Annotated in this window: 7 protein-coding genes and 1 pseudogene; all 8 read left to right on the top strand. The window is 68.9% G+C overall.

Annotation, left to right across the window (positions count from 1 at the left end):
* Positions 1 to 68 precede the first annotated feature (68 nt).
* Positions 69 to 545, top strand: coding sequence for a chemotaxis protein CheW (locus tag U5A56_RS36455; RefSeq protein ID WP_321927312.1), 477 nt, complete (start codon positions 69 to 71; stop codon positions 543 to 545).
* Positions 546 to 553: 8 nt separating this feature from the next.
* Positions 554 to 2026, top strand: coding sequence for a protein-glutamate O-methyltransferase CheR (locus U5A56_RS36450; protein WP_321927314.1), 1473 nt, complete (start codon positions 554 to 556; stop codon positions 2024 to 2026).
* The gene (locus U5A56_RS36445) at positions 2023 to 2760 is read left to right on the top strand and encodes a chemotaxis protein CheW (protein WP_321927311.1); all 738 of its coding nucleotides are present in this window, start codon (positions 2023 to 2025) and stop codon (positions 2758 to 2760) included. The genes U5A56_RS36450 and U5A56_RS36445 overlap by 4 nt, the downstream gene beginning before the upstream one ends.
* On the top strand, positions 2757 to 5135 hold the full coding sequence (locus tag U5A56_RS36440) for a hybrid sensor histidine kinase/response regulator (RefSeq protein ID WP_321927308.1): 2379 nt from the start codon (positions 2757 to 2759) through the stop codon (positions 5133 to 5135). The genes U5A56_RS36445 and U5A56_RS36440 overlap by 4 nt, the downstream gene beginning before the upstream one ends.
* The gene (locus tag U5A56_RS36435) at positions 5132 to 6139 is read left to right on the top strand and encodes a chemotaxis response regulator protein-glutamate methylesterase (RefSeq protein ID WP_321812946.1); all 1008 of its coding nucleotides are present in this window, start codon (positions 5132 to 5134) and stop codon (positions 6137 to 6139) included. The genes U5A56_RS36440 and U5A56_RS36435 overlap by 4 nt, the downstream gene beginning before the upstream one ends.
* A 45-nt stretch (positions 6140 to 6184) precedes the next feature.
* Positions 6185 to 7306, top strand: coding sequence for a diguanylate cyclase (locus U5A56_RS36430; RefSeq protein ID WP_321927306.1), 1122 nt, complete (start codon positions 6185 to 6187; stop codon positions 7304 to 7306).
* 756 nt (positions 7307 to 8062) lie between these two features.
* Positions 8063 to 9553, top strand: a complete 1491-nt coding sequence (ansP, locus tag U5A56_RS36420) for an L-asparagine permease (protein WP_321804490.1) — start codon at positions 8063 to 8065, stop codon at positions 9551 to 9553.
* A 69-nt stretch (positions 9554 to 9622) separates the two neighbouring features.
* Positions 9623 to 9832 (top strand): annotated as a pseudogene (locus tag U5A56_RS36415) (circularly permuted type 2 ATP-grasp protein); the annotation flags it as partial.

Genomic DNA, 9832 nt, shown 5'->3' with positions numbered 1-9832 from the left:
CCTGCGCACCGGCGTGTCGCGCTTCAAGATCGACGGCTGACGCACGCGGCCTTCGTGCGGACGACACGATGCTCTTCCTACTTTTTGAACTCGACGGCGAACGCTATGCGCTCGATGCGACGCGGATCGTCGAGGTGCTGGCGCTCGCGCCCGTGAAGTCGATGCTGGGTACGCCGCCATGGCTCACCGGCGTGATCGATCACCGGGGCAAGCTGGTGCCGGTGATTGACGTGCCGCGGCTCGCGCTCGGGCGCGCGGCGCACGCGCTGCGATCGACGCGGCTCGTCGTCGTGCGCTATGCGCAGCAACACGAGGCGGACGGCGTCGATCGATGGCTCGGGCTGATCGTCGAGCACGCGACGCAGGTGCGCGAGTTCGCGCCCGCGCAATTCGCCGACAGCGGGATCGCGACGCCGCACGCGCGCTGGCTCGGGCCGGTCGTCGCCGACGCGACGGGATTCGTGCAGCGGATCGACGTAAAGCAGATGCTCGATGACGACGCGCGCGCATTGCTGTTTCCGCCCGCGCAGGCGCTTGCCGGATGATGGCCATGATGAACGCCAACGACCCTCGATTCGAAGCGTGGCTCGCGCGTGAAACCGGGATGGATGCGGCGACGCTCGGCAATCGTGCACTCGCGCGCGCGGTTGCCGAACGCGCACGCGTCACGCAGGCCGATGCACCGGACGCGCCCGACACACCGCGGCCCGCCGGCGGCATGCCGGACGACGTCGCCGAGGCCGCCGGTGGCGACGCGATCGATGCGTACTGGCAGCGGCTGAATGCGTCCGCGGACGAACGGCAGGCGCTGATCGAAACGCTGGTCGTGCCGGAAACGTGGTTCTTCCGCGACCGCGAGGCATTCGTCGCGCTTGCGCGGATCGCCGACGTGCGGCTCGTGCGCGAGCCGGCGCGCACGCTGCGCGTGCTGAGCGTGCCGTGCTCGACCGGCGAGGAGCCGTATTCAATCTCGATGGCACTGCTCGACGCCGGCATCGGCCCGTCACGCTTCGCGATCGACGCGATCGACATCAGCGCACGCGCGATCGAGCGGGCGCGGGCCGGCGTCTACGGACGCAACGCATTTCGTGGCCACCCGCTCGAATTCCGCGACCGCCATTTCAGCGAAACGGTCGGCGGCTGGCAGCTCGACCCGCGGGTGCGCGAACCGGTACGCTTCGTGCAGGCGAACCTGTTCGACCTGCCGCTCGACGCGGACACGCGCTACGACTTCATCTTCTGCCGCAACGTGCTGATCTATTTCGACCGACACGCTCAGGACCAGTCGATCCGGCTGCTCGAGCGGCAACTCGCGGACGGCGGCACGATCTTCGTCGGCCCGGCCGAGACGGGGCTGATGATGCGGCATGCGCTGGCGCCCGCGCGCATTCCGCTCGCGTTCGCGTTCCATCGCGCGGCGCAGGCTGATGCTCCGGCCACGGGCGCGAACGATGGCGAGCGGCCGCCCACCTTGTCTGTGGCATCTGCGAAGCCGGTGGCGCCGCAGACGTTGCCGCCCCGGCACCCGGTGGCGGCACCCTCCATGGCAAACCATTTCGCAACGGCAACCCTGCACCGCCCGCCGGCCGTGCCACAGCGGCAGCCGGCGACACGCATCGCGCACGCGGCGCCCGATGCCGCGGATGCCGCGCCGAGCGCACCCGCCGCCCCGGCGCCCATGCTCGCCGACGCCCGCCGGCTCGCCGACACGGGCCGCCTCGACGACGCCGAGCGCGCCGCGCACGCATTCACGCTCGCGCACGGCCCCGACGCGGACGCGTTCTACCTGCTCGGCCTGATCGCCGATGCGCGCGGCCTCGATGCGGACGCGCAGGATTTTTATCGCAAGACGCTGTATCTCGACCCGGCTCACTATGAGGCCCTGACCCATCTCGCCGCGCTGCGCGACGCGGCAGGTGACGCGGCAGGTGCCCGGCAACTGATGCTGCGTGCGCAGAGGGCAAGCGCGCGGCGCGTCAGCCTTGCCGACGGCGGACCGGACCAGCGAACCGGGCGGAACCCATGACCCACGCCGCTCGTGACGATCGCGCTCCGGCCAGGGCCGTCGACGATTGCTGGAATCTCATCGGCACGCGAGGTGACGGCTCGTGCCCGCGGCTTGCCGTGCACACCCGCTGCCTGAACTGCCCGGTGTTCGAACACGCGGCCGGGAAGCTGCTCGACCGGCCGCTCACCGACGCGGACCTCGCCGAAACGGCGCGCGCCGCACGCAGCACCTCGCAGCCCGCCCCTGCGGATGCACGACTCACTGCATCCGCCGCATCTGCCGACGATGCGCAAGCGCAGCAGTCCGCGCTCGCGTTCCGCGTCGGCGACGAATGGCTCGGCCTGCCCGCCGCCGCGCTGCGGCAGGTCGACGGGCCGCGCCCGATCCATTCGCTGCCGCACCGGCGCGACGGCGCCGTGCTCGGGCTCGTCAACGTGCGCGGCACGCTGACGATCGCAGCATCCCTCAGCGTACTGCTGAATCTCGAACGCAACGCAACCGGACCGCACGAGTCGCGCAACGCGTATGCGCGGATGCTGGTCGTCGAGCATCGCGGCGACGCGGTCGCGCTGCCCGTCGACGAGGTCGAGGGCGTGCTGCGCTTCGCGGCGCATGCGCTGCTGCCGGTGCCGACGACGCTCACCCACGCGGCCGCGATGCACACGCGCGGCCTGCTCGCGTGGCGCGATACAACGATCGGCGTGCTGGACACCGATCGCGTGTTCGACTCGCTTGCGAGGAGCCTGCGATGAGCACCGACGACGACCTGATGCGCCTGTCGCTGCTCGACCTGTTCCGCGACGAAGCACACACGCAGACGCAGGCGCTCGCGAGTGGCCTGCTGACGCTCGAACATTCGCCCGGCGACGCGCCCGCGCTGGAAGCGTGCATGCGCGCCGCGCATTCGCTGAAGGGCGCCGCGCGCATCGTCGACCTGCAGGACGGCGTCGACGTCGCGCACGCGATGGAGGAATGCTTCGTCGCCGCGCAGCGTGGCGAGCTGACGCTGACGACCGCGCACATCGACGCACTACTGCATGGCGTGGACCTGCTGCTGCGCGTCGGCAACGCCGATCCGGCGGCGGCGATCTCGCGCGCGGATATCGACGCGCTGGCCGCACTGGGTCCGACCGACGCGTCGGACGAGCGCGCCGAACGCGCGGTGTCGCTCACACCGCTTACACTGCCCGTACCACCCGCGCCGGAACCAGGCGCCGCAGCGCCGCACATCGGCTCCGCGCCCGACGATACCGCCCTTGTCTCGATATCGCCGCGCACCGGCGACGGCCCCCCGCGCCACCCGCCGGCCGATCCGTCGCCGGGCTTGCATGCCGTCGCGCCCGACGCCCCGCCTTTGCACACCCAACCGCCCCCCCGGCACGATCCGCAGCGGATGCTGCGCGTACGCGCCGAGCAGCTCGACCAGCTGTTGAGCCTGTCCAGCGAATCGCTCGTCGAATCGCACTGGCTGAAGCCGTTCACGGGCTCGATCCTGCGCATCAAGCGGATGCAGCGCGACGTCGCGCGCTCGCTGGACGTGCTCGTCGAAACGCTCGCGGAGCGGCTCGACCCGGCCGCGCTCGCGTCGCTGAACGATGTGCGCCAGGGGCTCGGCAACCTGCAGCTGCAGCTCGGCGCGCGCCTGGACGAGCTCGACCGCTTCGACCGCCGCAGCACGCATCTCGCGCAGCAGCTTTACGACGAAGCGTTGCGCTGCCGGATGCGACCGTTCGGCGACGCAACGCACGCGTATCCGCGCATCGTCCGCGATCTCGCACGTTCGCTCGGCAAACGCGTGCGATTCGCGATCGTCGGCGAAACGACGCAGGTCGACCGCGACATCCTCGACATGCTCGACGCGCCGCTCGGCCACCTGCTGCGCAACGCGCTCGACCACGGCGTCGAGACGCCCGACGAGCGCATCGCGCGCGGCAAGCCGGCCGAAGCGAGCGTGACGCTCGAAGCGCGCCACAGCGCGGGCCAGTTGCTGATCTCCGTCAGCGACGACGGCGCCGGCATCGATCTCGACGCGCTGCGTGCAGGCGTCGTGCGGCGCCGGCTCGCCGACGCGGACACGGCCGCGCGGTTGTCCGACCTCGAACTGCTCGACTTCCTGCTGCTCCCCGGCTTCTCGATGCGCGACCGCGTCACCGATGTGTCGGGCCGCGGCGTCGGCCTCGACGCGGTGCACGACATGGTCAAGGCCGTGCGCGGCACCGTGCGGATCTTCACCGAGCCGGGCCGTGGCGCGCGCTTCGTGCTGCAACTGCCGCTCACGCTGTCGATCGTGCGCAGCCTGCTCGTCGAGGTCGGCGGCGAAGCGTACGCGATCCCGCTTGCGCACGTGCGCCGCACGCTCGAACTCGCGCGCGCCGACATCGACACGCTCGAAGGCCAGCAGCATTTCCGCTTCGACGGCCGCCCGGTCGGGCTCGTCACCGCGCACCAGCTGCTCGGCGCACCGTCGCCGGAACAGGCGGGCGACAGCGTCGCGACCGTCGTGATCGGCGACGAATGGGAGTCGTACGGGATCGCCGTCGACCGGTTCCGCGGCGAATGCATGCTGGTGATCCAGCCGCTCGACCGCCGGCTCGGCAAGGTCAAGGACATCGCGGCGGCCGCGCTGATGGAGAATGGCGAACCGGTGCTGATCATCGACGTCGAGGACTTGCTGCGCTCGGTCGACAAGCTCGTGCGCGGCGGCCAGCTCGACAAGGTGCAGCGCGCGCAGCACACGGCCGTCGCACGGCGCCGCCATGTGCTGGTGGTCGACGATTCGCTGACGGTACGCGAACTGGAGCGCAAGCTCCTCGAAAAGCGCGGCTATGCCGTCACCGTCGCGGTCGACGGGATGGACGGCTGGAACGCGCTGCGCGGCGCCGATTTCGATCTCGTCGTGACCGACATCGACATGCCGCGCATGGACGGCATCGAACTCGTCACGCTGATCAAGCGCGATGCCGCGCTGAAATCGCTGCCGGTGATGATCGTGTCGTACAAGGACCGCGAGGAGGACCGCCGCCGTGGACTCGACGCGGGCGCCGACTACTACCTGGCGAAGAGCAGCTTCCACGACGAAACCCTGCTCGACGCCGTACGCGACCTGATAGGAGAAGCCCGTCCGTGAACATCGGCATCGTCAACGACCTTCCGCTCGCCGTCGAGGCGCTGCGCCGCGCGGTCGCGCGGCGGCCCGAGCACCGCGTGCTGTGGGTCGCGACCGACGGCGCGCAGGCCGTCGAGTTCTGCGCCGCGCAACCGCCCGACGTCGTGCTGATGGACCTGATCATGCCGAAGTTCGACGGCGTCGAGGCGACGCGGCGGATCATGTCGTCGGGCAAGCCGTGCGCGATCCTGATCGTGACGAGCAGCATCGGCGCGAATGCGTGGCGCGTGTACGAGGCGATGGGCGCGGGCGCGCTCGACGCAGTCGATACGCCGCGGCTCGGCGCAGGCGCGAACGGCGACACCGCGCAGCTGTTGCTCGCGAAGATCGACCAGATCGGCCGGCTGCTCGACAAGCCGGCGGGCGCCGCCCGCCCCGCCGGCACGACGGCGCGCGGCGACGGCGGGCCGCTCGTCGCGATCGGCGCGTCGGCCGGCGGCCCGACCGCGCTTGCGTCGATCCTCGGCGCGCTGCCCACCGATTTCGGTGCGCCGATCGTGATCGTGCAGCATGTCGACCAGGCGTTCGCGGACGGCATGGCGCAATGGCTCGACGGCCAAACGCCGCTCAACGTGCGCATCGCGCGCGAAGGCGACCGGCCGCAGCCGTCGTTCGTGCTGCTCGCCGCGACCAACGACCACCTGCGGATCACGCGCGCCGGCACGCTCGAATACACGCGCGAGCCGGCCGAGACGCCGTACCGGCCGTCGGTCGACGTGTTCTTCAGCAGCGTGACCGAGCACTGGCCCGGCGACGTGATCGGCGTGCTGCTCACCGGGATGGGGCGCGACGGCGCGATCGGGCTGAAGGCGATGCGGATGAAGGGCTACCATACGATCGCGCAGGACCAGGCGACGAGCGCCGTCTACGGAATGCCGAAAGCCGCCGCGACGCTCGGCGCCGCGCGCGCGATCCTGCCGCTCGAGCGCATTGCGGGCGAACTGGCGGCGCTCGTCGGGAACTGAATGAAATGGACTTGCGTGACAGCAATGGCAACAACGGGTGTCGACATGACTAGTGACTCCACGCGACGCCCGGGCCACGATAACGGCACGTCCGCCGCGGACGGCGCGGGCGCGGCGCTCGAAGCCGCGCGCGCGACCCTGCAGGTGCCGCCGGCGACCGACGTGCCGGTGATGGTGCTACTGGTCGACGACCAGACGATCGTCGCCCAGGCCGTGCGGCGCGCGCTTGCCGACGAGGACCGCATCGACTTCCACTACTGCCCGCGCTCGGACGACGCGCTGGCGACCGCGATCGAGACGCGGCCGACTGTGATCCTGCAGGACCTCGTGATGCCCGGCACCGACGGATTGAGCCTCGTGAAGGCATACCGCGCGAATCCGGCGACGCGTGACGTGCCGATCATCGTGCTGTCGACCAAGGAAGAACCGGTAATCAAGAGCGCCGCGTTTGCGGCCGGCGCGAACGACTACCTCGTAAAGCTGCCGGACCGCATCGAGCTCGTCGCACGGATCCGCTACCACTCGCGCTCGTACGTCAACCTGCTGCAGCGCGACGAAGCCTACCGCGCACTGCGGCAATCGCAGCAGCAATTGCTCGAAGCGAACCTCGAACTGCGCCGCCTCACGCATTCCGACGGGCTCACCGGGCTGTCGAACCGGCGCTATCTCGACGAATACCTGAACGCCGAATGGCGGCGCGGCGCGCGCGAACGCAGCGAGCTGTCGCTGCTGATGATCGACGTCGACAACTTCAAGCTTTACAACGACACGTACGGCCACGTGTCGGGCGACGACGTGCTCAAGCGGGTCGCCTCGACCGTCGAAAGCTGCCTCGGCCGCCCGGGCGATCTCGCCGCGCGTTTCGGCGGCGAGGAATTCGCGGTGGTGCTGCCGGGCACGTCGCCGGGCGGCGTGCGCCTGCTCGCCGAGAAGATTCGCCTTGCGATCGAAGCGCTGCGGCTCGAGCACGTGCATTCGTCGACCGGCCGCTACGTGACGATCAGCATCGGCGGCGCGAGCGTCGTGCCGGCGGCCGGCACGCCGATGACGTCGCTGATCGAAGCCGCCGACCGCGCGCTGTACCGCGCGAAGCGCGACGGCAAGAATCGCGTCGCGATCGATGCGGGGCCGGCAACGGCGAGCGACGGCGGCGGGCAACCGGCCTGATGCGTACGCGGCAGCGTCTTGCTACGGCTATGTCAAGTCGACAAGCGCAGGCTACGTGCCTTCCTCAAGAGTAGTTATCCTTATCAGATTACTTGGTTGGCTGCGGGAGAGTCAGTCCAACCATGCCATGTGGCGAGGCGTTCTTTGAGCATGGCGCGACGACATACCGCGTTCATCTGATGTCCCGGCAACGCGAAGTGCTGCCGGATCGGGCCGACGCAAGAGAGAAATGCCAGTGTGCGTAGCGCATCGCGAAATCCGCGCAGCGCGCGCGTCCATCACACGATAGTCGGTCGCGATCTCTTTGCACACTGATGCTTGAGGCAATGCCGGCCGGACGTCATCGCGCGCGGTGCCGCGCAGCCGATCTCGATCACGCACGGCAGCCGCGTCGAGCCGAAGTGACCCTGAACCAGCGTGAATCCCGGTCGGAAGTGGAAATAGAAAAATCGAACCGACAATCACGCCCGCGCGATATGCGGCGTCGCACGCGACGAGCAGGCTGACGCACTTTGCGGCGCGATGGCCGAGGCCCATATGCAGGAATTCGAACAGGCCTAGTCCAAATTCGCATTCTGTTTGTGAAGGGAATTACGGCTGAATAAGTTCGCGACATACCGCGCTTTTCGCCAAGATCGGTGAATCGCAATCAGGATGGGTGCGCTTGATTCCGCACCCTGATCCTCCGGTACCGGTGGTCCCGATCGTCGCGCGATCGGGATGAATCCAATTACATCCGTGCACGAGGATACCGTCATGGCATCGATTCCCGAACCGTCGACAACCGGCGAAACCGACAAACGCAGCTGGCTCGAATCGCACGAAGCCGGCTACCACAAGACCCTCGGCAATCGACAGGTGCAGATGATCGCGATCGGCGGGGCGATCGGCACCGGTCTGTTCCTCGGCGCGGGCGGCCGTCTGCAGGCCGCCGGGCCGTCGCTCGCGATCGTCTATCTGGTGTGCGGCGCGTTCTCGTTCCTGATCCTGCGCGCGCTCGGCGAACTCGTGATGCATCGCCCCAGCAGCGGCAGCTTCGTGTCGTACGCACGCGAATTCCTCGGCGAGAAGGCGTCGTTCGTCGCGGGCTGGATGTACTTCCTGAACTGGGCGATGACCGGCATCGTCGACATCACCGCCGTCGCGCTCTACATGCATTACTGGGCGCCGTTCGCGGCCGTGCCGCAGTGGATCTTCGCGCTCGTCGCGCTCTGCATCGTCGCGACGATGAACCTGATCGGCGTGAAGTGGTTCGCCGAGATGGAGTTCTGGTTCGCGCTGATCAAGGTCGCCGCGATCGTGCTGTTTCTCGCGATCGGCTCGTTGATCCTCGGCACGGGCGTGCAGGTCGCCGGCCGCGACACTGGCATGCATCTGATCACCGACAACGGCGGCTTCTTTCCGCACGGACTGATGCCGGCGCTGGTGCTGGTGCAGGGCGTGGTGTTCGCGTTCGCGGGCGTCGAGCTGGTCGGCACGGCCGCCGGTGAATGCAAGGACGCGCGCAAGGTGCTACCGCGCGCGATCAACAACGTGATCTGGCGCATCGCGATCTTCTACGTCGCGTCGGTGGTTCTGCTGGTCTGCCTGCTGCCGTGGAGCGCGTACAAGGCGGGCCAGAGCCCGTTCGTCACGTTCTTCGGCGCGCTCGGCGTGCCGGGCATCGGCTCCGTGATGAACCTGGTGGTGCTGACGGCGGCGCTGTCGAGCCTCAACTCGGGCCTGTATTCGACCGGGCGCGTGTTGCGTTCGCTGTCGATGGGCGGCTCGGCCCCGGCGTTCCTCGGCCGAATGAGCGCGCAATCCGTGCCGTACGCGGGCATTCTGGTGACGGTCGCGATCTACGTGGTCGGCGTGCTGCTCAACTATCTCGTGCCGTCGAGCGTGTTCGAGATCGTGCTGAACATCGCGTCGCTCGGCATCATCAGCACGTGGGGCTTCATCGTCGTGTGCCAGATGAAGTTCCGCGCCGCGGTCAGGCGCGGCGAAGTGGACGACGTGCCGTTCAGGATGCCGGGCGCGCCCGTCACATCGTGGCTCACGCTGCTGTTCCTGCTCGGCGTGCTGGTGCTGATGGCGTTCGACTACCCGAACGGGACGTGGACGATCGCGTCGATCCCGCTGGTCGCACTGCTGCTCGTGGCCGGCTGGAAGTGGTTGAGCAGCCGCGCGCGCCGTGGGTTGCTCAAGCCGACGATTCCGTCGGTCACGCTGACACGGCAAGTGCTCGAGAAGGGCGACAACTAAGCCGACGCGCAATTTGGGGGACGGCCTGCGGCCCGATGCAGGCCGTCTCGCAGAAAAAGAGAAAATTCAATGGCACCGTTTGACGAAATGCTTGCAGGCGATCAGGTTCGCCCGCCCTACTCGCGAGTCAAGGCATGGCTCGACACGCAGAACCCTGCAAGCCTCGCCCAGAAGGCCCACGACGCGGAAGGCGTGTTCCGCAGGACCGGCATCACGTTCGCCGTGTACGGCGACGCGCAGGCCGCCGAGCGCCTGATTCCGTTCGACATCGTGCCGCGG

Source organism: Burkholderia sp. BCC1998 (genome assembly GCF_905339875.1).
In the GTDB taxonomy this organism is placed as follows: Bacteria; Pseudomonadota; Gammaproteobacteria; order Burkholderiales; family Burkholderiaceae; genus Burkholderia.
The sequence above is the reverse complement of the archived record's forward strand: the minus strand, read 5'-3'. Positions and strand labels throughout refer to the sequence as shown.

Bases quoted from the DNA above. Each gene is read 5' to 3' on its own strand.
- U5A56_RS36445 (WP_321927311.1), top strand. From the start codon at position 2,023: ATGACCCACGCCGCTCGTGACGATCGCGCTCCGGCCAGGGCCGTCGAC.
- ansP (WP_321804490.1), top strand. From the start codon at position 8,063: ATGGCATCGATTCCCGAACCGTCGACAACCGGCGAAACCGACAAACGC.
- U5A56_RS36455 (WP_321927312.1), top strand. From the start codon at position 69: ATGCTCTTCCTACTTTTTGAACTCGACGGCGAACGCTATGCGCTCGAT.
- U5A56_RS36440 (WP_321927308.1), top strand. From the start codon at position 2,757: ATGAGCACCGACGACGACCTGATGCGCCTGTCGCTGCTCGACCTGTTC.
- U5A56_RS36450 (WP_321927314.1), top strand. From the start codon at position 554: ATGAACGCCAACGACCCTCGATTCGAAGCGTGGCTCGCGCGTGAAACC.
- U5A56_RS36430 (WP_321927306.1), top strand. From the start codon at position 6,185: ATGACTAGTGACTCCACGCGACGCCCGGGCCACGATAACGGCACGTCC.